The sequence below is a fragment of the Enterobacter sp. MGH119 genome (assembly GCF_001037675.1).
In the GTDB taxonomy this organism is placed as follows: domain Bacteria; phylum Pseudomonadota; class Gammaproteobacteria; order Enterobacterales; family Enterobacteriaceae; genus Enterobacter; species Enterobacter hormaechei_C.
Window position 1 is genome coordinate 1 of the sequence record NZ_KQ089931.1, and the last position, 22033, is coordinate 22033.

Sequence of the window (22033 nt, forward strand, 5' to 3'; positions counted from 1 at the left end):
AACAGAATTTGCCTGGCGGCTTTAGCGCGGTGGTCCCACCTGACCCCATGCCGAACTCAGAAGTGAAACGCCGTAGCGCCGATGGTAGTGTGGGGTCTCCCCATGTGAGAGTAGGGAACTGCCAGGCATCAAACAAGTGAAGAGGCCATCCGCAAGGATGGCCTTTTTGCGTTTGTTTGCTGAAAAACGGCAGGCCGTAAGGCGAAGCCGCCATCCGGCAACTCAGAGCGCACTATCCACATTCAAACGACGCAATTGCCGCTGATGGAAACGCCCAAGGATCAGCACCGTCGTTAACGCACCAAGCAGCGCGCAAAACATATCAGACTGGGTATCCCATGGATCGCCCTGCGTCCCCAGAAAATCATCCGCACCCTGTCCCATCGCCAAAGCAGCCCACCACTCAATGAGTTCATAGGTGGCGCTAATGGCCAGAGCAACACAGCACACCAGAAACCCCGTCATCTTATGTCCACGAACATACCCACCGCGCAGCAGAATTTCTCGCGCTGCCAGTGCGGGAACCAGCCCCTGGAAGAAGTGACCGAGCTTGTCATACGGATTTCGGCTAAGCCCGAGCATCTCCTGAACCTCAAAACCAACCGGAACCTTTGCGTAGGTGTACATTCCACCAACCATTAGAATGATGGCGTGGAAGAAAACCAGAGTATAGAGAAGGGGAGTCAAAGGGTATCGCCGGTGTGTGGCAAGCAGAAGTGGGATGATGATAATGACGGGCGTCACCTCCATCAACCAGGTGACGCGATCGCTCGTGAACAGGCCGGTATAAAACAGGATCATCAGCAGGAGCAGTGACCCGGCTTTTAAAGCAGATAAGGTCATATCATTTTCATTGTCAGGAAAAAAAAATCACTATTACCTGACAGAAGGGAAAATTCAATGCGTAGCGGGGACAGAAAAGCAAAAACCCAGCCATAGGCTGGGTTCTTTAAATAGTGGTGCCCGGACTCGGAATCGAACCAAGGACACGGGGATTTTCAATCCCCTGCTCTACCGACTGAGCTATCCGGGCAACGGAGCGCATTAAACCGCAATCGCGCGCGATCGTCAACATTATTTCGGGAAAAGCTGTTCAACTGCTTAAGTTTGCGGCAATCTGTCCGTTTGTGCCCTGGAATTGCACAAATCTTCCAGACAGTTCAGGCAAGATGTGACAATGCTGACGGTAAGAGGAGGGCAGTATGGCAAACGACTGGCTTGAGCTGCGTCAGCATGCAGAAACAGGTATTGAGACAATTAAGGCGCATTTCGAAGGACATGCCTTTGATCCCCACTGGCATGATAGCTATCTGGTCGGAATAACCCTTTCCGGTACGCAGCAGTTCCACTGTCGCCGTGAACGCCACCGTAGCCAGCCGGGCGATGCTTTTTTACTTGAGCCCGGGGAGATCCATGACGGTGATGCGCCGGTAGAGGGCGGCTTTACTTATCTGACCTTTTATCTGGATGAACACTGGCTCACCCATACGCTTCAAGGCCTGTATGACTCTACTCCCGGGAGTTACACTCTCCACTTTGCCCAAACGCTGACGCGAGAGCCTCAGTTGGTGCGCGCTATCGGTGATACATTTGCCTCGTTGCATAACGATGAGATGAAGATCGTCCAACAGAGCACAATGGATAACCTGCTCTCTCAGATAACTACCCACTGCCACTGGCGTAAGAAACTCCCGTCGCAATTACAAAGCTCCGCTGTGGCGCATCGTGCCCGCGACTATCTCTATGCGCATATCGGCGAGAACGTGGGGCTATCAGACCTTGCCCGCGAGACGGGTACGGATCGCTTTACCCTCACCCGCTGTTTTAAACGCGAATTTCACCTGGCACCGCACGCCTGGCTTATCCAGCTGCGACTGGCAAAGGCCCGACAGATGCTGGCGTGTGGGGAACTGCCTGTTGATGTTGCGACGGCAGTGGGTTTTGCCGATCAAAGCCATCTTGGTCGCTGGTTCCAGCGTGCATACCGTATTTCTCCGGCACACTACCGCCGGTTGTGCACAAACCTTCCAGACGTTTCCAGAAAATAACGGCACATTCGTGGCTCTAATAAAAAAGGAGTCACCTGTGAATTTATTACCCTTCCTGCTGTTTGCATTTGTCGCCTCGATTACACCGGGGCCAACCAACATTCTGGTACTGGCTAACAGTCAGCACTTTGGCGTAAAAAATACGGTTCCTGCGATCCTGGGCGGGTGTATTGCCGCCAGCGCTATTGTTCTGGTTTCAGGCGCTGGGGCAGGAGAAGTGTTACGCCAGTATCCATTGATACGTCAGGTAATGAGCTGGGCGGGTGTGCTGTGGCTTTCCTGGATGAGCTGGCAGCTGTTTAGCGCCCCGGCCGCGAATCTCTCCTCCAGAAGTCACGTCCGATTTACCGCGCGGGCGGCGGCGTTACTACAGGTTGTAAACCCAAAAACATGGATGATGGCGCTGGCAGTTGTCAGCCTGTTTGCTCCGGCAAGCGACCATGCATTACGGGATATTACGCTGATGGCGCTATGGTTTCTGGCGATCTCCGTGGTCTGTTTGTTGTGCTGGGCGTGGCTGGGGAAGGCGGTGAACCGGATTTTCCGCACCACCGTGGCGATGGTGCGATTTCAGCGCGCGATGGCGCTGTGTTTGTTTATTTCCGCCTGGATGGGAATGCTGGCTTAGGTCAGTGCACCACCCATACGACACTGCGCGAACCGCAAAATATCTTCCGCCAGACGGTGCGCCGTATCCACATCCGCCTGGCTACGGTTCACCAGCATGCGGCTCAGGCAACCTTCCAGCACCAGCTCCATCTGCTTCGCGACCATTGCCGGATCATCCACTTCAAGTGTGGTCAGCAGCTCATGTGTGAACTCGTGCGCGGCTCGTTTTTGCTGATCTGCCAGTTGATGGATGGGGTGCCCAGGATCCGGATAGTAGGTGCAGGCGGCGATAAACAGACAACCTGGGTAACGGTTGTTGGTAACACACTCCGTCAGTGCGGTATAGCGCGCCAGCAGCTTTTGCTCGGTGGTCAGTTCTTCATTCAGCATCAGCTGCCTGCGCCAGATATCCACCTGCTGGCTGAGATAGCGCAGGGCATCGTACAGCAGCGCCTCTTTATCCGGCCAGAAGCGCCTAAGTTCATCCAGAGGGTAATCGATACGGTCGGCGACCATCTCAAGCGTGGTGCTGGCGATCCCTTGAATCTCAAGCAATTGCAGGGCTTGTCCCAGTACGTCTTCGCGTTGCACGGTTATCTCCTCCGCTATTCCCAACGGTTTGTCCCGTCTAAAGTGTTGTTTACGGTTGGCGATTGCGCAAATGCGCGTTGAATGCCGCCGCGTCCATAAACCCGGTTACACGCTGCGTCGGCTGTTCTTCCCCCTGTTCATTGAAGAACAGGATGGTAGGCAACCCGAGCACTTTAAGTTGCTTCAGCAGAGCCTTATCCTGCGTGCTGTTGGCGGTAACGTTCGCCTGGAGCAGAACGGTATCGCTCAGCGCATGTTGTACCTGCGGATCGCTGAAGGTGTATTTTTCAAACTCTTTGCAGGCCACGCACCAGTCGGCATAGAGATCGAGCATGACCGGTTTGCCTTTCGCCTGCGCCAGGGCGTGGTTAAGGTCATCTACGTTTTTAATCTGTATAAAATTCAGATGAGCCTGCGTTTGACCTGCCGGGGTGCCAAACGCCCAGTCCTGTAGCGGACGGACGCTCACCAGCGCGGCCGCCAGCAGAAGGATCTGTAGCAGGCGCATCCACGGTTTCTTCGCCCCCAGACTCACGATAAACGCCCAGCTGAAGAAGGCCACGCCGAGCATCGCCCAAAGACGTGTACCCCACACATCACCGATGATGCGCTCCAGCAGAAATACCGGCAGCGCCAGAATGACAAAACCAAACGCGGTTTTCACCGTCTCCATCCACGGGCCGCTTTTCGGCAGCAGACGATTGCCAAACACCGTCACCAGGATCAGCGGCAGGCCCATGCCGAGCGCGTAGAGGTACAGCGTGCCGCCGCCGAGCCACAGGTTGCCGCTCTGAGCAATGTATAACAGGATGGCGCTCAACGGCGCAGTGGTGCAGGGGGAGCAAATCAGCCCGGCGATGGCACCCATGGCGAACACGCCGCCCGCAGAGCCACCCTGCTGACGGTTGCTCATCAGCGTCAGACGGGTTTGCAGGGAAGAGGGCAGTTGCAGGGTGAACAGGCCAAACATCGACAGCGCCAGCAGAATAAACACCGCTGACAGTCCGATAAGCACATAAGGATGCTGAAGGGCGGCCTGGAACTGCAACCCGGCAGCGGCGACCACTAGGCCGAGCGCCGTATAGGTTAACGCCATGCCCTGTACATAGATAAAGGCCAGCAACAGCGCACGGGCGGTGGAAAGGCGTTGTTTACCGCCCAGCACGATGCCAGAGATAAGCGGGTACATAGGCAGTACGCAGGGCGTAAAGGCAATGCCGATACCAATCAATAACGCCCAAAGTGCTGAGAACGGAAGGTCTGAAGTGGCTTCGACTGCGCCTTCACCCTTCACCCTGGCCCTCTCCCCTGAGGGGAAAGGGGAGGCAGCGGCTTTCACTTCGCTAAGCGGAACGACCTTTGTTTCAGGTGGGTAACAGAATCCGGCGTCTGCGCAGCCCTGATAGGTGACCGTTAATGTGGCACCTTTATCGGCATGGTTCACCGTGACGGGCACGCTTAAGCGCTGGCGATAAATTTCACTCTTACCGTAGAACTCGTCCTCGTGCCACACGCCAGCGGGCATCTGCAATGCGCCGACGTTCGCCTTTGCCGGCGTGATGCTGACCTGCTTGCGATAGAGGTAGTAACCCTCTTTCACCTGCCAGGTGAGACTGAGATCGTGCTGGTTTTGCTGAAAGTCGAAAACGAATGCCTGGTCGGCAGGAATAAAGTTCGAACGGCCGGGTGCGTCAAACAACCCGGCAAAAACTGACGTGCTGCACAGCAGCAGGATCAGCGTAATGAAGCGTTGAGCCATGAGAGATAATCGTTATCGCCGTGGACCACTGGCAGCACCAGCAGCTCCGGGGTTTGGTATGGATGATGAGACTTGAGGCAGTCGAGGAGCGCCTGCTGGTTTGTCAGGTTGGTTTTGAGCAACATCTGGACTTCGTACTCTTGCTCCAGCTTGCCTTCCCAGTAATAAAGGGAGGTGGCGCCGGGAAGAAGCGTGACACAGGCAGCCAGTTTTTCGGCCAGCACTTTGGCGGCCAGATCCTGGGCAGAAGCTTCATCAGGGGCGGTGCACAGTACAACAACAGCATCAGGCGTGTTCACAAGTCGACCTCCTCATCACGAAAGTCTTCACTATATCACGCAAGGCGGTTGGTCATTAATGAAACGGGCCGCAGAGCGGCCCGTTTTTAACTATTTTTACAACGGCTAATCGTTTACAGCACAATGCCGCCGATGATAAAGCCGAGGATCACGCAGAGCGTAATCGCCACCACGCCCGGGATGAGGAACGCGTGGTTAAACACGTACTTACCAATACGGGTTGAGCCGGTGTCATCCATCTCAACTGCGGCCAGCAGGGTTGGGTAGGTTGGCAGCACGAACAGGGCGGAAATCGCTGCAAAAGAGGCAATCGCCGTCAGCGGCGTCACGCCCAGCATCAGTGCCGCAGGCATCAGCGCTTTGGTGGTCGCAGCCTGGGAGTACAGCAGCGTCGCGGCAAAGAACAGCACTACTGCCAGCAGCCACGGATAGTTGTGCAGCAGGTCGCCTGCAACGGTCTGGATATCGCTGATGTGCGCTTTCACAAAGGTATCACCGAGCCACGCCACGCCCAGCACGCACACGCAGGCGCTCATACCGGATTTGAAGGTGCTGGCGTTCAGCACTTCACTGGTGTCGATTTTACAGGTGATGCTGATCAGCGTCGCGATGGTCAGCATAAACACCACAATGGCTTCGTTACGCGGCAGAACCGGGTTCTGGATCAGACCTACCGTGTCGCTGATGGCGGTCGCGTAGAACATCACGGCGACGATACCAATCAGAAACAGCAGCACGGAGCGTTTTGCATGCGGCTTCAGCTCGAAGACCTGGCTACCGCGCAGGCTCACTTCACCTTTTGCCAGACGCTCCTGGTAAACCGGATCGTCTTTCAGCTCGGCACCGAGGAAGTTACACAGCACGGCAGTGATCATTACCGCAATCAGCGTGACCGGAATACAGATTGCCAGCAGCGTCAGGTAACTTACGCCCATTGGCTCAAGGATGCCCGCGAAGAAGACCACCGCCGCGGAAATAGGCGAGGCGGTAATCGCAATCTGGGAGGCGACCACGGCAATAGAAAGAGGGCGAGACGGGCGAATACCCTGCTCTTTCGCCACTTCGGTGATGACCGGCAGCGTGGAGAAGGCAGTATGGCCAGTACCGGCGAGAATGGTCATAAACCAGGTCACCAGCGGGGCAAGGAAGGTGATGTATTTCGGATGGCGACGCAGCATACGCTCCGCCAGGCTCACCAGGTAGTCCATACCGCCAGCGACCTGCATGGCCGCGATAGCAGCAATAACCGCCATGATGATTTCGATAACGTCAAAAGGGATTGCGCCGGGTTTAATCTGAAAGATCAGGGTAAGTACAAGCACTCCGAGACCGCCAGCAAAACCGATGCCGATTCCCCCGAGTCGTGCGCCCAAATAAATCGCCAACAGGACGATGACGAGTTCTGCTCCAAACATAAAGACCTGCCTTGCTCATTAACAAGTTGATATTGAATTGTTGTGTTTTGGTAACGCCCATAAAGAAAAAAGGCACGTCACAAGTGACGTGCCTTTCGGAAGCTTAGCCTGAACGGTTACTGTTCGCTTTCATCGGTATATCGTTTCGCTTTATATGCCGGGTGCATCAGGTTCTGGGCGGAGAAGATATCGTCCAGTTCGGCTTCGGTCAACAATCCTCGCTCGAGAACCACCTCACGTACGCTCTTACCGGTTTCGGCACAAATCTTCCCGACGATATCGCCGTTGTGGTGGCCGATGAAGGGGTTGAGGTAGGTGACGATGCCGATGGAGTTATAGACGTAGCCTTCACACACTTCTTTATTCGCGGTGATGCCGTTAATGCATTTTTCCAGCAGGTTGTAGCAGGCGTTGGTCAGAATATGGATAGATTCAAACATCGCCTGGCCAATCACCGGCTCCATCACGTTCAGCTGGAGCTGACCGGCTTCGGAGGCCATGGTGACGGTCGTATCGTTACCAATAACCTTGAAGCAAACCTGGTTCACCACTTCTGGCACCACCGGGTTCACTTTAGCTGGCATGATGGATGAACCCGCCTGCAACTCTGGCAGGTTGATTTCATTCAGGCCAGCGCGCGGACCGGAGGAGAGCAGGCGCAGGTCGTTACAGATTTTGGACAGTTTCACCGCCAGACGTTTCAGGGCGCTGTGCACCATCACGTAGGCGCCGCAGTCTGAGGTAGCTTCAATCAGGTCTTCCGCAGGCACAACCGGCAGGTTGGACACTTCAGCCAGCTTCTGTACCGCCAGTTGCTGATAGCCATCTGGCGTGTTCAGGCGTGTACCGATGGCGGTTGCGCCCAGGTTCACTTCCAGCAGCAGTTCGGACGTACGCAGCAGGTTTTTCGTCTCTTCGTTCAGCAGCACGTTAAACGCGTGGAATTCCTGTCCGAGGGTCATTGGCACCGCGTCCTGCAACTGGGTACGGCCCATTTTCAGAATGTCCTGGAACTCAACGGCTTTACGCTGGAAGCCATCGCCCAACTGATTAATCGCGTCGACCAGTTTAACGACAGAGGCATACACCGCGATGCGGAAGCCGGTTGGGTAGGCGTCGTTGGTGGACTGACATTTGTTAACGTGGTCGTTAGGATTCAGGTACTGGTATTCACCTTTCTGATGACCCATCAGCTCCAGGCCGATGTTTGCCAGCACTTCGTTGGTGTTCATGTTGACAGAGGTGCCCGCGCCGCCCTGATAGACGTCGACCGGGAACTGATCCATGCATTTGCCGTTGTTCAGCACCTCATCGCACGCGGCGATAATCGCATTTGCAGCGCTTTTAGGAATGGTTTGCAGCTCTTTGTTCGCCAGAGCCGCGGCTTTTTTTACCATCACCATGCCACGCACAAATTCAGGGATGTCGCTGATTTTGCTGTTGCTGATGTAGAAGTTTTCAATCGCTCTCAGAGTGTGAACACCATAGTAGGCATCCGCTGGAACTTCCCTGGTACCCAACAAATCTTCTTCGATACGAATGTTGTTTAACATGTGAACCTTCTTTTCAAGCTGCCGATGGATTGTACTAAACACACAGTATATATGTGGTTTTGAATATTTTATGACCGACGATTATTCCCTCAATCGGCCAGATGTTCGAGATCATATGCTGATGATAGCGAATTGCCGTAAGCTGGATCACTTATTATCGACCCGATTTCATGATAATTATTAATCTGTGAAATATGTCACCGCTTTAATATTTCCAGAAAAAATATCCGTGCAAACCGATTGAAATTTGGCTAACCGTCGCCATCTCTTATCTACGCGCTTCGCGAACACATTCAGTCAGGGGCCTGAAGGCGCCTGCCACACAGGAGATGCCAGTGCGCTGGATACCATTTATTGCTTTCTTTCTTTATGTTTACATTGAAATTTCGATTTTCATCCAGGTTGCCCATGTGCTGGGCGTCCTGCTGACGCTGATTCTGGTGATCTTCACCTCCGTCATCGGCATGTCGCTGGTGCGCAATCAGGGTTTCAAAAATTTCCTGTTAATGCAGCAGAAGATGGCCGCAGGCGAAAGCCCGGCCGCCGAGATGATCAAAAGCGTGTCGCTGATTATTGCTGGTTTGCTGCTGATCCTGCCGGGCTTCTTTACAGACTTCCTCGGCCTGCTGTTGCTGTTGCCGCCGGTGCAGAAGCACCTGACCATGAAGCTGCTGCCGCATCTGCGTTTCAGCCGTATGCCAGGCGGTGGTTTCAGCACCGGCCCGGGGGATACCTTTGAAGGGGAATACCAGCGTAAGGATGAGCAGCGCGACCGGTTAGATCATAAAGACGATCGGTGAGTTTCTGGCCCGGTGGCGCTCGCTCACCGGGCCTGCGGAGCTTGCCGCTTCGGTAAAAACACCCACAGCCCCGCCAGCATGACGATGGCGTACACACTCTTCCATCCCACCATCGCCAGCAGCATCAGGCACAGGACACACCCGACAGCCGCCAGCGCCTTAAAGCGTCCTTTCAGTAGCCGACAGCCCGCCAGCATGCACAGCAGGTAGATCATGATGAAAATACCGTTGGCGTAGACAATCAGCGCGTCAAGGTTGATGCCGAGGAGATAAATGGCCAGGGAACTCACCACGCAGCAGCCCAGTACGGTATTCAGCGCATTCACCGGAAGCTGACGCTTTGACAGGCGTGAGAGGGGGCTATCCGGTTTATAAAGTGCCTGAGACCACACCAGCCGGGCGAAGCTCTGAATATAAATGTTGAGGCTGGCAAAGCAGGCGAGATAGCCAATCACGCAGGCTACCCACAGGGCTTTAACACCAAACAGCTGCACCACGATGCCCGGCAGCGACGCGGCGGCGGCTTTCTCTTCACTGAACGCGTTGAAGTGCAGCACCAGTACGGTACAGGCCCAGTACACTGTGCCCGCCAGCATCAGGCCAATCATCAGAGCGCGGGGAAAGTCACGCTCGGGCTGTTTAAACTCGGATGCCAGATGAGCGAACGCCTCCAGACCGACGAAACACCAGAACATGACGGATAGTGCAGCGAAAAGCTGTGCGTGGTCGATGTCGTTAATCGCGGGGAAAGGAATATCCGCCACCGTAATGTCACCCGCAAACCAGATGGCGACGATCAGCGCGACAATTAACACGGCGACCAGCGTTTGCAGATTGGCGCTGGAACTGGCCCCTCGCGAGCCAACCCACCAGACAATCGCCAGCGTACCGATTTCAGCCAGCAGCAGTTGTTCATCGTGCCAGCCAAACAGCGCCTGTCCGAAGCCGGTTGCGATATGCAGGGCTGCCGGAAGGCCAACGGGTATCACCGACAAAAATAGCCAGCCGGTGACACGCTTCATCCGCGGCCCAAACGCCATGCCGACAAAATGCGCTACGCCGCCTGCGCTCGGGAAGTGCCGCCCGAGTATGGCAAAGACAATCGCCACCGGAAACACCAGCACGATCAGCACCGGCCATGCCCAAAGACTGTTATTGCCGGCAACCAACGCCGCCAGCGCGGGAACCGCAAATACCCCCGTGCCTAATAAAGACGTTGAGAGTAAGCCAATGCCCTGCGCCAGCCCCAACTCCTGCCTGAGTCCACTCATTTACCTCGTCCCGCCACCATCAAAAGAGAGTGGATGGTAACACTTTCGCAAATTTTTTTTCGATTACCCCTTGAAGGGGTAAAAAGCTATCCCCATCTCTCAGGGCACTAGCCGGAAAACCGCATGCGGACCGGCGTCATCCATAACTGATAATGACTTTCTCAAAGGAGAGCTATCAATGAGTATTCGTCCGTTACATGATCGTGTGATCGTCAAACGTAAAGAAGTTGAAACCAAGTCTGCTGGCGGCATCGTTCTGACCGGTTCAGCAGCAGCAAAATCAACGCGTGGCGAAATCATCGCTGTCGGTAAGGGCCGCATCCTGGAAAACGGAACTGTGCAGCCACTGGACGTTAAAGTTGGTGACATCGTCATTTTCAACGATGGCTACGGCGTAAAATCCGAGAAGATCGACAATGAAGAAGTGTTGATCATGTCCGAGAGCGACATTCTGGCAATTGTTGAAGCGTAATTAACGCACGAAAACTGTACGAATTTGAGGAAATAAGAACATGGCAGCTAAAGACGTAAAATTCGGTAACGACGCTCGTGTAAAAATGCTCCGCGGCGTAAACGTACTGGCAGACGCAGTGAAAGTCACTCTGGGCCCGAAAGGCCGTAACGTAGTGCTGGACAAATCCTTCGGCGCGCCAACCATCACCAAAGATGGTGTTTCTGTTGCACGTGAAATCGAGCTGGAAGACAAGTTCGAAAACATGGGCGCACAGATGGTGAAAGAAGTTGCCTCTAAAGCGAACGACGCTGCCGGTGACGGTACCACCACCGCGACCGTACTGGCGCAGGCGATCATCACCGAAGGCCTGAAAGCCGTTGCTGCGGGCATGAACCCAATGGATCTGAAACGTGGTATCGACAAAGCCGTCGCTTCCGCTGTTGAAGAACTGAAAGCGCTGTCCGTACCGTGCTCTGACTCTAAAGCCATTGCTCAGGTTGGTACTATCTCCGCTAACTCCGACGAAACCGTAGGTAAACTGATCGCTGAAGCGATGGATAAAGTCGGTAAAGAAGGCGTGATCACCGTTGAAGACGGTACTGGTCTGGAAGACGAACTGGACGTGGTTGAAGGTATGCAGTTCGACCGCGGTTACCTGTCCCCATACTTCATCAACAAGCCAGAAACTGGCGCTGTTGAGCTGGAAAGCCCGTTCATCCTGCTGGCTGACAAGAAAATCTCCAACATCCGCGAAATGCTGCCAGTGCTGGAAGCCGTTGCGAAAGCAGGCAAGCCGCTGGTAATCATTGCTGAAGACGTTGAAGGCGAAGCGCTGGCGACCCTGGTGGTTAACACCATGCGTGGCATCGTGAAAGTGGCAGCGGTTAAAGCACCTGGCTTCGGCGATCGTCGTAAGGCGATGCTCCAGGATATCGCTACCCTGACCGGCGGTACCGTGATCTCCGAAGAGATCGGTATGGAGCTGGAAAAAGCGACTCTGGAAGACCTGGGCCAGGCGAAACGCGTTGTGATCAACAAAGACACCACCACCATCATCGACGGTGTGGGTGAAGAAGCCGCTATTCAGGGCCGTGTTGGTCAGATCCGTAAGCAGATCGAAGAAGCAACTTCCGATTACGACCGTGAAAAACTCCAGGAGCGCGTAGCGAAACTGGCAGGTGGCGTAGCGGTAATCAAAGTCGGTGCGGCTACCGAAGTTGAAATGAAAGAGAAGAAAGCACGCGTTGACGACGCCCTGCACGCGACCCGTGCTGCGGTAGAAGAAGGCGTGGTTGCTGGTGGTGGTGTCGCGCTGGTGCGTGTAGCCGCTAAACTGGCTGGCCTGACTGCTCAGAACGAAGACCAGAACGTGGGTATCAAAGTTGCGCTGCGCGCAATGGAAGCTCCGTTGCGTCAGATCGTGTCCAACGCCGGTGAAGAGCCGTCTGTGGTTGCGAACAAGGTGAAAGCGGGTGAAGGTAACTACGGTTACAACGCGGCAACTGAAGAATACGGCAACATGATCGACTTCGGTATCCTGGATCCAACTAAAGTGACCCGTTCTGCTCTGCAATACGCGGCATCTGTAGCTGGCCTGATGATCACGACCGAGTGCATGGTGACCGACCTGCCTAAAGGCGACGCGCCTGACTTAGGTGCTGCTGGTGGTATGGGCGGCATGGGTGGCATGGGCGGCATGATGTAATCATGCTGTTCTGAACCTCTCAGAACGAGCCCCGGGCAGCAATGCCCGGGGTTTTTTATTATCTTCTACTCAAACGTGCCTTTCACGCACACCACGCCTTCACGCACCATCTGGCGGCCTTTCGCCCAGACCTCACGGATCTTCAGGTCATCCGTCAGCACCAGGAAATCGGCATCGCATCCGGGCGCGATCCGCCCTTTATGCTCCAGACCGAGAAACTCCGCCACGTTACGCGTAAATGGCAGAAGTGCCTCCTCCAGAGGCAGGTGATACCGGCCGACCAGCTGCTGTAGCGTATCAAGCAGGGACTCAAAACCCGCCACGCCAATGCCAACAAGATTACCGTTTGCGTCAAAATTCGGCTGGCTGCCGTTGCCATCCGAGCTGAGCGTGAGCCGGTTAAACGGCACCTGCGCGTCACGGGCCGTCGCGATGGCGGTAGCGGCATCAATGGGCTCACTGATGCTGGTGGTGATGTCGATGTACCCCCCTTCGCGGGCATAGTCCAGTGCGGCGTGGAACAGTGCCTGGGCGCGGTTGACGTGGGTTGGCAGAAGCTTCGTGCGAGGCACGTCGGCGTTATTCAGGATGTTAAGCAGTGGCTCCAGCAGTTTAGGGCTGTTGCCGGGGTGAAATACGGATATCCCCGCTTTGGCGCCCAGCAGCCCGCCGACGCGCGACTGGGCGGCCATATTCGCGAGCTGGTCATCTGCCGGTGCGGAAGAGCGATGGTCAGAAATCGCGCATTTCACGCCAATGATTTTATCAATTAGCGCCACATCCTTTTCGATACTGCCAGTGATCGTCGGAGAAGGCAGGCCATACGCGCCTGTCAGCATCCATGCGCTGATCCCTTCATGCTCAAGTGCCCGCGTTTTCGCCAGCAGCGACTCGGGATGGCGGGTCACGCCGTCGGTGCCCAGCAGGCCTACAACGGAGGTGATGCCAGCCGCCACCAGCGCAGACAATCGTACCTCTGGCGTCCGGGTGTGGGGACCGGCTTCACCGCCGCCGCCAATCAGGTGTACATGCTGATCGATAAACCCCGGGCAAACCACCGCTCCGGCGAGATCGCTTTCAGGACAGTCTGGCCTCATTGTGGCGTGGCCAGCTTTTTCGACTGCGACGATTTTTCCTCCGGCAATCAGCAGATCGCAATGCCCAAGATCCTCGGGAGCGTAAAGCTGCGCATTGCGGAAAAGGTGCGGTTCCAGCACTGAAAAATCCATTTTTATCTCCTCAGAAGAGTAGTTGCATCACCCACATTGAGAGCAGGGCGTTAATGACGCAGACAGCGATGATGTGCGGATAATACTTCGGGTTGACGCCTGCGGTGCCAAGGCAACGACCCGTGTTTTGCACCGGATTACCCATCAGATAGATGGCGGGCAGCAGGATGGTGGCATCGTGACCGTTGAGCGTGCCGGCAGCGACCAGACTGGCGCAGACCCCCACACCGCCCCCCATGCTCATCACCGAGGCCAGAAGAACCGTTGCCGCCGCACCCGGAAGTCCCCACAGAGCCATGATGGGCTCGCATACCCTGCCGACAATATCCAGCAGGCCGGTTACCTTGAGCGCCTGAATGATAACAAACGCCATGACCACGTTCGGCAGCAGGCTGGTGGTGGCGATGGTAAAGCCGCGGCGGGCGCCATCGATAAACAAGTCCATGATATTTTTACGCGACCGGGCGATCATTTTTCCTCCTGAGCGCAGCGAACTTCCATGTGGGCGATCCACAGTCGCAGAAAGTTCGCGCCAACAAATTTGAACACCAGAATGACGGCAAGCGGCGTGATTACGGGGACGGTAATAAAGGTAAAGAGTGCGGCGCCGGAAGAAAAATAGTTGGTAATAATGGCGCTACCGCTGGTCTGGAAGGTGGCGAAAATGGCGCGCTCATGGTCAGTAATTGCCCCTTCGTTGGTCAACTCTTTGGTCATCCCTGCGGCAGCATCAGTATTTTGCAGGTTGGCGATAAGCGCCAGAGAGCAAATGCCCGGCACGCCGAGCAGCGGGCGCAGAATGGGCGTCATAAGCTGTTGTGCGGCGCGCAGCCCGCCCAGCCCCTCGGTAACGGCAATGATCCCGAGCGATAAAATGACCGAGGGCGCCAGTTCAAGGGCAAACAAAAACCCATCTTTCGCTCCCGTGCCGCCCTCGCCGCGAAACGTCAGCGCACCGTTCACCGGTCCAAAGCTGCCGTTCAGGACGGTAAAATCCAGCACGCGCCACCATTCGGTACTTTTGGCGAAAAAACCTGAGAAAAATACGATGGTGAGCACGAACGCCAGATAGCCCACCCAGGTTACTTTTTCCTCTCCTGAGGATGATGCACTCATGAAACCCCCTTTTTTGAGTCGCGTACAAAAGTTGTACGTCGCATCACTAAAAACGATCGGGGGCTAAAACACGATATCCCAAAGGTTATTATCAGAATTCATTTAAGATGTCGGAGGAGTGCCAGCGGAATCTGGCTCGCAGAAATGCTCAGCATTTTTCTTTTGGTCATCTTTTTAGTATAAGGTTTACACGCGGACAACTACTGTCCAGCTTATTGAAAACGAGGAATAACATGCGCATAAAAGTCTGTGCAGGGATTGTAGGTGCAGCATTGCTGCTGGCGGGTTGTAGCACCAGCAATGAGCTGACGGCAGCGGGCCAGAGCGTTCGCTTTGTGGAAGATAAGCCGGGCAGCGAATGCCAGCTGTTAGGCACCGCCACTGGCGAGCAAAGCAACTGGATGTCGGGGCAGCACGGCGAAGAGGGCGGCTCTATGCGCGGTGCGGCCAATGCCCTGCGTAATCAGGCTGCGGCAATGGGCGGCAACGTGATTTACGGGGTGAGCAGCCCGACGCAGGGGATGCTGTCCAGCTTTGTGCCAACCGCCAGCCAGATGAACGGCCAGGTCTATAAGTGCCCGAACTGATATAACCGTTTGATGGCGCTGCCGCTTTATCTCCAGGGCAGGTAAGCGTAGCGCCACCTGCCTTTTTACTGCTGACGCAGCTGCAAATCCAGCGGCGTCTTACTCGGCTCTCCGCCAATCTCACGTGCCAGCTTCGGCACCATATAACCTGAAACCAGCGTTAACAGCTCGCGCATAATCTTCCGGGCCTCTTCATCTGTCACCATGAAGTGCGCCGCGCCCTGGACGCGATCCAGAACATGCAGGTAATAGGGCATAACGCCCGCATCAAATAAGGCATTGCTGAGATCGGCCAGCACGCGGGCGCTGTCGTTCACGCCGCGCAGTAATACGCTCTGGTTGAGCAGCGTCACGCCTGCCTTTCGCATACGCGCCATCGCCGCACGAAAGTCCGCGTCAATTTCATTCGCGTGGTTGATATGATTCACCAGCAGCACCTGCAAACGGGACTGCTCCAGGCGCGTGACCAGGGCGTCGGTGATACGCGCCGGGATGACGATCGGTAAACGGCTGTGAATGCGCAGACGCTTAATGTGCGGGATGGTCTCAAGCTGAGTCAGCAGCCAGTCCAGCTCATGATCTTTTGCCATCAGCGGGTCGCCGCCGGAAAAAATGATTTCATCCAGTTCCGGGTGCGCCGTGATGTAGTCCAGCGCCACCTGCCAGTTGCGCTTATTGCCCTGGTTTTCGGCGTACGGGAAGTGGCGACGGAAGCAATAGCGGCAATTTACCGCGCAACCGCCCTTAACCAGCAGCAGGGCACGATTGCGGTATTTATGCAGCAAACCCGGTACGACACTGTTCTGCTCTTGCAGCGGATCGGTGCTGTAGCCGGGGGCGGTAATAAACTCATCCTGAGAGGTAAGCGTTTGTTTTAATAACGGATCATCAGGATTGCCCTTTTCCATTCGGGCAACAAACGCGCGGGGAACGCGCAGGGCGAAAAGGCGTTTCGCCTCACGACCTGCACGCAACGCTTCGTGCTGTTCGAGGTCTAAAAGACGCAGCAATTCATCAGGACTGGTGATTACATCGGCAAGTTGCGATAACCAATCTTCTCTGGACGGGGTGTTTAGGGTTACAATATGCGCCATTTTGTGGCTTAGCTACCAGTTAACAAATTTAGAGGGCCTTATGGCAACGTACTATAGCAACGATTTTCGTGCTGGTCTTAAAATCATGATGGACGGCGAACCGTACGCGGTTGAAGCCAGCGAATTCGTTAAACCAGGTAAAGGCCAGGCATTCGCACGCGTAAAGCTGCGCCGCCTGCTGACCGGTACCCGTGTTGAGAAAACCTTCAAATCTACTGACTCCGCTGAAGGCGCTGATGTTGTCGATATGAACCTGACTTACCTGTACAACGACGGTGAGTTCTGGCACTTCATGAACAACGAAACCTTCGAGCAGCTGTCTGCGGACGCAAAAGCGATTGGTGACAACGCCAAGTGGCTGCTGGATCAGGCTGAGTGCATCGTGACCCTGTGGAACGGTCAGCCTATCGCGGTTACGCCTCCGAACTTCGTTGAGCTGGAAATCGTTGAAACCGATCCAGGTCTGAAAGGTGATACCGCAGGTACTGGCGGCAAGCCTGCCACCCTGTCTACCGGCGCTGTGGTGAAAGTGCCACTGTTCGTACAGATCGGTGAAGTGATCAAAGTGGATACCCGCTCCGGCGAATACGTATCCCGCGTGAAGTAATTTACGTCGTGATGTAAGGCGCAGCGCCCGCTGCGCCTGATTTTGCAGGCAGGGAAGATGAAACGTACCGTTAAAATTCTGCTTCTGTTAGCGCTCTCCAGCGCAATTCTCTCCGGTTGCAACACCGCGCGTGGCGTGGGTGAAGATATCCAGGATCTCGGCCATATTATTTCCCATGCGGCCAGCTAATTCCGTCTAATTTTCCTAAAAATTCTTCCTTTTCCGTCAAACGACAAGATCTTGTCTATTCTTAAGTTGCTATACACAAAATAACTTTGGCTATAAAAGGAAGATATTATGGTTAAGAAAACAATTGCAGCGATCTTTTCTGTTCTGGTGCTTTCTTCGGTACTGACTGCATGTAACACCACCCGTGGCGTAGGGGAAGATATCTCCGACGGTGGTAACGCGATTTCTGGCGCAGCAACTAAAGCTCAGAACTAATGAAAGCGACGGTACGGCAGGTCATTTCACCGTACCGTCAATTCTCCACTTCCTGTAGCGATAAAAACGGGGAGTAGCGCGTATCCATATGTAGCTTCATGCGGATATTGCGTTTGTACGTGTACACCGTTTTTCCGTTAATGCGCAGATTGCTGGCAATTTTCTGGTTGCTCGCGCCATCCATCCACAGGCTAAGAACTCTCTCTTCCTGACGCGTCAGTAACGGTGCTGCCATCTCCGGAAGCTCCGCGCTTGCGCATGACGTTAGCGCGTCGTTTATCACCGCCGCTAGTTTTTCCAGATCGGTATTTTTGGAAAGAGAAGACCATATCGGGAACTGCGCCAGATAATCTGTCATCTCTTGCTCCTGGCCTGATTGCAGCATAATAAAAGGCAATGTTTCGCTGGCAATCAGCAGGGAGGATAGCTGCTGAAAATGATGTAAATCCTGCCGGAAGCCAGATAAATCAGCGATGACCAGCGCAGGTTTCCATTGCAGGATATGCTCTCTGGCGAGGAAAAGATTATTTACCCCGGTTACGACGAAATGACCCGAAAACAGGTCTGAATGATTGACCCAGGCTTCAAATCCCGTGCGGGTGAAGTGACAACGGTCAATCAAAAGAATTTTAAACATAAAATTTTCGCAGTCGGCTAGTGGTTTGGCTTCCTGCCATCAGAAAGCCTATCATCATAGAGAAGTCGGATGAGTCATAAATGCCTGAACTCCGTGTCTTACTGAGGCTATTTCTTGCCTTAACATGTTCAGCAGAAAAAGTTTGAAAAAAAATTCCATGCTAACCAAAATATAAGGCGCAACCTCAGCCTTGCGGGACGACCCGTAAGCGCTTCATTCATCGGGGACGGCCCCAACTTGTCGTTAAGTTAAGGAGCCTGATATGTCCTGGATCGTTCTTGTTATTGCCGGTTTGCTCGAAGTGGTATGGGCAATTGGCCTGAAATATACCCATGGTTTTACCCGCCTGACGCCCAGCGTCATCACTATCGCCGCAATGATTGTCAGTATCGTCATGTTGTCATGGGCGATGCGAAGCTTGCCAGTCGGAACGGCTTACGCTGTCTGGACGGGAATTGGCGCGGTAGGGGCTGCCATTACCGGTATTCTGCTGCTGGGGGAGTCTGCGAGCCTGGCGCGCATCGCCAGCCTCGCGTTAATCGTCGCGGGTATCATCGGGTTAAAACTCAGTACCCACTAATGCGGCTGTTTTACCCAGAGTAATTTCGTCACGTCAAACCCTTGCCGGGTCGCTATGTCCAGCATCTGCAGTTTCATTTCCGCCGGGATCGTTGGCGTGCGGGAGAGGATCCACAGATAGTTGCGATCCGGCCCACACACCAGCGCATGGCGGTACTCTCTGTCCAGCGCAATGACGTTATACCCGCCGTAGAATGGGCCGATGAAAGAGACTTTCATGGCCGCGCGGTTAGACGCGCCGGTGAAATAGGCCTGACCAACTGACTGCTGCCACATCTGGCGATCCGGGTTATAGCCGCGGTTAATGACCCGGATCCCGCCGTCATCCATCGCGCTGTAGTTGACCGTGACTTTTTCTAAGCCCCGTTCGAACTGATGGTCCATTCGGGCGATTTCATACCAGGTGCCGAGGAAGCGCTGTGCGTCGAAATTACTGACTACCGTGACGCCAGGCGGAGGAGTAGGGGAACTGCAAGCAACCACTAAAAACGCGGCTGTTACTGCGGCAATAACAGGCAGAATGCGCATAGGAGTTTCCTTACTGTTTTTTGTTAAGTGTAGATGACAGCAGGGAAAATGCGGGAGATTGTGTAGGGGGTTTTGCCGGGTGGCGGCTTCGCCTTACCCGGCCTACAAAGTTCACGCGTTGTGTAGGCCGGGTAAGCGCAGCGCCACCCGGCAATGTTTTACTGTAGCGCCTCGAGGATATGGTATGCCGCCTCAACGCGTGCCGGGTTCGGATAGCTTTTATTCGCGAGCATTACAATACCGACCTGCTTTTCAGGAATAAAGGCCACGTAGCTGCCAAACCCGCCAGTAGAACCCGTTTTATGGACCCAGGACGCTTTGACCGGGGGAGCCGGTGGATTCACTTCTGCCACGGGTAACGGCGCCAGCGCTACCTTACTGTCGCTGCCTTCGACCACCGTGTTGGCCTCCACGGGCCAGTTGAGCATCTCCCAGCCCAGACCCTGATACATTGACCCGATACGCCAGTAGCGCGACTGCGCCAGCGCGATGCCCTGCTTAAGTGAGGCATCGGCAACCTTCTCCGGCGCCATGTTTGCCATGACCCAGTTCGCCATATCCTGCACGTTGGTTTTCACGCCATAGGCTTGTGCATCCAGCATTCCCGGCGAAACGCGCACCGCTTTACCGTCACGATAGCCCCAGGCGTAATGCGCCTCTTCCGCTTTCGGAACGTTAATCCAGGTATGGTCCAGCTTGAGCGGCTTAAGGACCCGCGTCGTCATGGCCTGCTCATAGGGCATGCCGGAAGGTTTGACCGCCAGCGCACCAAAAAGACCGATGCTGGCGTTGGCGTAAAGACGCGTTGTGCCAGGCTTCCACTGCGGCTGCCAGTTTTGATAAAAGCGCAGCAGGGAGGCGTTATCCGTGACCTCATCCGGTACCTGTAGCGGCAGGCCGCCAGCGGTGTAGGTGGCGAGATCCAGCATACGAATACCCTGCCACTGCTTGCCTGTCAGCTGTGGCCAGTATCTGGTCACCGGATCGTCCAGCGAAATTTCACCGCGAGCAATGGCATCCCCACCTAAAACGCCGGTGAAGGTTTTACTTATAGAACCCAGCTCGAACAGGGTCTGAGGCGTAACGGGTTTATTCGCCGCGATATCGGCCTTGCCAAACGTGTAATAGTGCGATTTTCCCTGATAAATAACGGCCACCGCCATGCCTGGAACAGACTGGGCTTTCATCAGCGGGGTAACCGTATTCGCGACCACCTCCGCCAGCTGTTTTTCTGATACTGGCGCGGCGAGAGCAGAGCAAGAGAGGCCGAGCAGCAGGGCGCAGCAAAGGGATTTTTTCATCATCAGTAATCTTCCGTAATAGCGAGTCAAGGGGATGTCCGGGCCCGTCAGACAGGCGTAGTCTGTTAGATTTGACTGTGTCTGACAAACGGTTAAATTTAGCATTAGCTGTTAATTTTTCTAACGGAAGAGACCATGACGCGAAGCTATCTCCCCCTCAATTCGCTTCGGGCTTTTGAAGCCGCCGCGAGACATCTCAGCTTTACGCATGCGGCCATTGAGCTGAACGTGACCCATTCAGCCATTAGCCAGCATGTGAAAACGCTGGAGCAGCACCTGAACTGTCAGCTGTTCGTTCGCGTGTCGCGCGGGCTGATGTTGACTACCGAGGGTGAAAATTTACTGCCGGTGCTGAATGATTCTTTCGATCGTATAGCCGGAATGCTGGATCGCTTCGCTAACCATCGTGCGCAGGAGAAGCTGAAAATCGGCGTGGTGGGTACATTTGCCACCGGGGTTTTATTCTCGCAGCTGGAGGATTTTCGCCGTGGCTATCCGCACATCGATCTTCAGCTTTCCACCCATAACAACCGCGTTGATCCGGTTGCCGAAGGGCTTGACTATACGATCCGCTACGGTGGCGGGGCGTGGCACGGCACCGAGGCTGAATTCCTTTGTCATGCGCCGCTCGCGCCGCTGTGTACGCCCGATATCGCCGCCAGTCTGCACAGTCCGGCCGACATCCTCAGGTTTACGCTGCTGCGCTCTTACCGACGCGATGAATGGACCGCGTGGATGCAGGCGGCCGGCGAGCATCCCCCTTCGCCAACGCACCGCGTGATGGTATTTGATTCGTCCGTGACCATGCTGGAGGCCGCTCAGGCAGGGGTGGGCATTGCCATTGCGCCTGTCGATATGTTTACCCATCTGTTAGCCAGCGAGCGCATTGTACAGCCCTTTGCGACGCAGATTGAGCTCGGCAGTTACTGGCTGACCCGATTGCAGTCCCGGGCAGAAACGCCAGCCATGCGCGAATTTTCCCGGTGGCTGGTGGAGAAGATGAAAAAGTAAAAAGCCCGCCGGATGGCGGGCCTGTTCAGTCAGATGGTGACCACGGCAATCAACGTGACGACCGTCAGAATGGTCGCCAGACCGTAGAAGACCCATTTACCGCTTGGCACATGGATTTTCAGATCGTGCATCGCATGGTGGATACGGTGCAGACCACACCACAGCGGCAGGACGATCATCAGGAAGATGAACACGCGGCCAATAAAGCTGCTCGCAAAGGCCAGTACGCGCTCATAGCTCAGCGCATCGCCCGGGAACAACCCCAGCGGCAGCATGATCCCGACCAGCAGGATAATGACCGGGGCAATAATGGCGCTCCACATGCCGCCTGCGCCAAACAGCCCCCAGAAAACCGGCTCGTCTGAACGTTTTGGATTTGGATTGATCACAGTAGTC

General features: G+C 55.0%; 26 protein-coding genes, 1 tRNA gene and 1 rRNA gene. 12 read left to right on the plus strand and 16 right to left on the minus strand.

The annotated features are described in order from the left end of the window. Window positions 1-11: 11 nt before the first annotated feature. A 5S ribosomal RNA gene (gene rrf / locus SK53_RS14715) occupies window positions 12-127 on the plus strand. 95 nt (window positions 128-222) lie between these two features. Here rrf and SK53_RS14720 read toward each other — a convergent pair. Beyond that, window positions 223-843: a DUF2238 domain-containing protein gene (locus SK53_RS14720; protein WP_032608268.1), complete on the minus strand. Its 621-nt coding sequence runs from the start codon at window positions 841-843 to the stop codon at window positions 223-225. A 114-nt stretch (window positions 844-957) separates the two neighbouring features. Beyond that, window positions 958-1033, minus strand: a tRNA-Phe gene (locus tag SK53_RS14725). Between the two features lie 169 nt (window positions 1034-1202). Here SK53_RS14725 and SK53_RS14730 point away from each other — a divergent pair. Both SK53_RS14730 and SK53_RS14735 read left to right on the plus strand, forming a co-directional pair. Continuing rightward, window positions 1203-2048, plus strand: a complete 846-nt coding sequence (locus SK53_RS14730) for an AraC family transcriptional regulator (RefSeq protein ID WP_003855901.1) — start codon at window positions 1203-1205, stop codon at window positions 2046-2048. A gap of 37 nt (window positions 2049-2085) precedes the next feature. Beyond that, window positions 2086-2676, plus strand: a complete 591-nt coding sequence (locus SK53_RS14735) for a LysE family translocator (RefSeq protein WP_003855903.1) — start codon at window positions 2086-2088, stop codon at window positions 2674-2676. Here SK53_RS14735 and SK53_RS14740 read toward each other — a convergent pair. The 5 genes from SK53_RS14740 to aspA all read right to left on the minus strand — a co-directional run bounded on the left by SK53_RS14740 (window position 2673) and on the right by aspA (window position 8274). Beyond that, a complete protein-coding gene (locus SK53_RS14740; RefSeq protein WP_003855905.1) occupies window positions 2673-3248 on the minus strand; it encodes a transcriptional regulator in 576 nt (191 codons plus the stop codon). The two genes, SK53_RS14735 and SK53_RS14740, sit on opposite strands and share 4 nt — an antisense overlap. Window positions 3249-3297: 49 nt before the next feature. Continuing rightward, window positions 3298-5007, minus strand: a complete 1710-nt coding sequence (locus SK53_RS14745; RefSeq protein ID WP_048209714.1) for a protein-disulfide reductase DsbD — start codon at window positions 5005-5007, stop codon at window positions 3298-3300. Then, complete coding sequence (gene cutA, locus SK53_RS14750) at window positions 4983-5306, minus strand: divalent cation tolerance protein CutA (RefSeq protein WP_003855908.1); 324 nt, start codon at window positions 5304-5306, stop codon at window positions 4983-4985. The genes SK53_RS14745 and cutA overlap by 25 nt, the downstream gene beginning before the upstream one ends. Before the next feature lie 113 nt (window positions 5307-5419). After that, a complete protein-coding gene (locus tag SK53_RS14755; RefSeq protein ID WP_048209715.1) occupies window positions 5420-6721 on the minus strand; it encodes an anaerobic C4-dicarboxylate transporter in 1302 nt (433 codons plus the stop codon). Window positions 6722-6837: 116 nt separating this feature from the next. Beyond that, on the minus strand, window positions 6838-8274 hold the full coding sequence (gene aspA / locus SK53_RS14760) for an aspartate ammonia-lyase (RefSeq protein ID WP_003855923.1): 1437 nt from the start codon (window positions 8272-8274) through the stop codon (window positions 6838-6840). A 335-nt stretch (window positions 8275-8609) separates the two neighbouring features. On the opposite strand from aspA, the gene SK53_RS14765 reads away from it, so the two are divergent. After that, window positions 8610-9074 (plus strand): FxsA family protein, encoded by a 465-nt coding sequence (locus tag SK53_RS14765; RefSeq protein ID WP_003855925.1) that lies wholly within the window; start codon window positions 8610-8612, stop codon window positions 9072-9074. Window positions 9075-9097: 23 nt separating this feature from the next. Here the strand turns inward: SK53_RS14765 and yjeH are convergent, their stop codons facing one another. Next, window positions 9098-10345: an L-methionine/branched-chain amino acid transporter gene (gene yjeH, locus SK53_RS14770; RefSeq protein WP_048209716.1), complete on the minus strand. Its 1248-nt coding sequence runs from the start codon at window positions 10343-10345 to the stop codon at window positions 9098-9100. A gap of 178 nt (window positions 10346-10523) precedes the next feature. Between yjeH and SK53_RS14775 the strand changes: the two genes are divergently transcribed. Together SK53_RS14775 and groL are read left to right on the plus strand one after the other, a co-directional pair. Further along, window positions 10524-10817 (plus strand): co-chaperone GroES, encoded by a 294-nt coding sequence (locus SK53_RS14775; RefSeq protein WP_003855929.1) that lies wholly within the window; start codon window positions 10524-10526, stop codon window positions 10815-10817. Window positions 10818-10857: 40 nt separating this feature from the next. After that, a complete protein-coding gene (gene groL, locus SK53_RS14780; RefSeq protein WP_003855930.1) occupies window positions 10858-12504 on the plus strand; it encodes a chaperonin GroEL in 1647 nt (548 codons plus the stop codon). Between the two features lie 65 nt (window positions 12505-12569). Here groL and iadA read toward each other — a convergent pair whose 3' ends face one another. Genes iadA through SK53_RS14795 form a run of 3 tightly spaced genes read right to left on the minus strand, consistent with a single transcriptional unit; the run spans window position 12570 to window position 14849 of the window. Continuing rightward, on the minus strand, window positions 12570-13733 hold the full coding sequence (gene iadA / locus SK53_RS14785; protein WP_048209717.1) for a beta-aspartyl-peptidase: 1164 nt from the start codon (window positions 13731-13733) through the stop codon (window positions 12570-12572). 10 nt (window positions 13734-13743) lie between these two features. After that, window positions 13744-14205, minus strand: coding sequence for a YjiG family protein (locus tag SK53_RS14790; protein ID WP_023315248.1), 462 nt, complete (start codon window positions 14203-14205; stop codon window positions 13744-13746). Then, window positions 14202-14849, minus strand: a complete 648-nt coding sequence (locus tag SK53_RS14795) for a nucleoside recognition domain-containing protein (RefSeq protein ID WP_022650246.1) — start codon at window positions 14847-14849, stop codon at window positions 14202-14204. Before SK53_RS14795 ends, SK53_RS14790 begins: the two co-directional genes overlap by 4 nt. A 233-nt stretch (window positions 14850-15082) precedes the next feature. On the opposite strand from SK53_RS14795, the gene SK53_RS14800 reads away from it, so the two are divergent. Next, window positions 15083-15436, plus strand: coding sequence for a DUF4156 domain-containing protein (locus SK53_RS14800; RefSeq protein ID WP_003855938.1), 354 nt, complete (start codon window positions 15083-15085; stop codon window positions 15434-15436). Window positions 15437-15501: 65 nt separating this feature from the next. Here the strand turns inward: SK53_RS14800 and epmB are convergent, their stop codons facing one another. After that, entirely contained in the window at window positions 15502-16530 is a 1029-nt protein-coding gene (epmB, locus tag SK53_RS14805; protein ID WP_003855939.1) for an EF-P beta-lysylation protein EpmB, read from the minus strand. A gap of 40 nt (window positions 16531-16570) precedes the next feature. Between epmB and efp the strand changes: the two genes are divergently transcribed. The 3 genes from efp to ecnB all read left to right on the plus strand — a co-directional run bounded on the left by efp (window position 16571) and on the right by ecnB (window position 17581). Continuing rightward, window positions 16571-17137 (plus strand): elongation factor P, encoded by a 567-nt coding sequence (gene efp / locus SK53_RS14810; RefSeq protein WP_003855940.1) that lies wholly within the window; start codon window positions 16571-16573, stop codon window positions 17135-17137. Window positions 17138-17194: 57 nt separating this feature from the next. Further along, a complete protein-coding gene (locus SK53_RS14815; RefSeq protein WP_006810410.1) occupies window positions 17195-17326 on the plus strand; it encodes an entericidin A/B family lipoprotein in 132 nt (43 codons plus the stop codon). Between the two features lie 108 nt (window positions 17327-17434). After that, window positions 17435-17581, plus strand: coding sequence for a lipoprotein toxin entericidin B (ecnB, locus tag SK53_RS14820; RefSeq protein ID WP_003855942.1), 147 nt, complete (start codon window positions 17435-17437; stop codon window positions 17579-17581). A gap of 37 nt (window positions 17582-17618) precedes the next feature. Here the strand turns inward: ecnB and SK53_RS14825 are convergent, their stop codons facing one another. Further along, window positions 17619-18218: a helix-turn-helix transcriptional regulator gene (locus SK53_RS14825; RefSeq protein ID WP_022650247.1), complete on the minus strand. Its 600-nt coding sequence runs from the start codon at window positions 18216-18218 to the stop codon at window positions 17619-17621. Window positions 18219-18480: 262 nt separating this feature from the next. Here SK53_RS14825 and sugE point away from each other — a divergent pair, with 262 nt between their 5' ends. Next, the gene (gene sugE, locus SK53_RS14830; protein ID WP_003855944.1) at window positions 18481-18798 is read left to right on the plus strand and encodes a quaternary ammonium compound efflux SMR transporter SugE; all 318 of its coding nucleotides are present in this window, start codon (window positions 18481-18483) and stop codon (window positions 18796-18798) included. Here sugE and SK53_RS14835 read toward each other — a convergent pair. Together SK53_RS14835 and SK53_RS14840 are read right to left on the minus strand one after the other, a co-directional pair. Then, window positions 18795-19325, minus strand: a complete 531-nt coding sequence (locus SK53_RS14835) for a lipocalin family protein (RefSeq protein WP_048209718.1) — start codon at window positions 19323-19325, stop codon at window positions 18795-18797. The two genes, sugE and SK53_RS14835, sit on opposite strands and share 4 nt — an antisense overlap. A gap of 158 nt (window positions 19326-19483) precedes the next feature. After that, a complete protein-coding gene (locus SK53_RS14840; RefSeq protein ID WP_048209719.1) occupies window positions 19484-20629 on the minus strand; it encodes a cephalosporin-hydrolyzing class C beta-lactamase ACT-69 in 1146 nt (381 codons plus the stop codon). 132 nt (window positions 20630-20761) lie between these two features. Between SK53_RS14840 and ampR the strand changes: the two genes are divergently transcribed. Continuing rightward, window positions 20762-21637, plus strand: coding sequence for a LysR family transcriptional regulator AmpR (gene ampR, locus SK53_RS14845; RefSeq protein ID WP_047054051.1), 876 nt, complete (start codon window positions 20762-20764; stop codon window positions 21635-21637). Between the two features lie 29 nt (window positions 21638-21666). Here ampR and frdD read toward each other — a convergent pair whose 3' ends face one another. Further along, on the minus strand, window positions 21667-22026 hold the full coding sequence (frdD, locus tag SK53_RS14850) for a fumarate reductase subunit FrdD (protein WP_000609653.1): 360 nt from the start codon (window positions 22024-22026) through the stop codon (window positions 21667-21669). Between the last annotated feature and the right edge of the window lie 7 nt (window positions 22027-22033).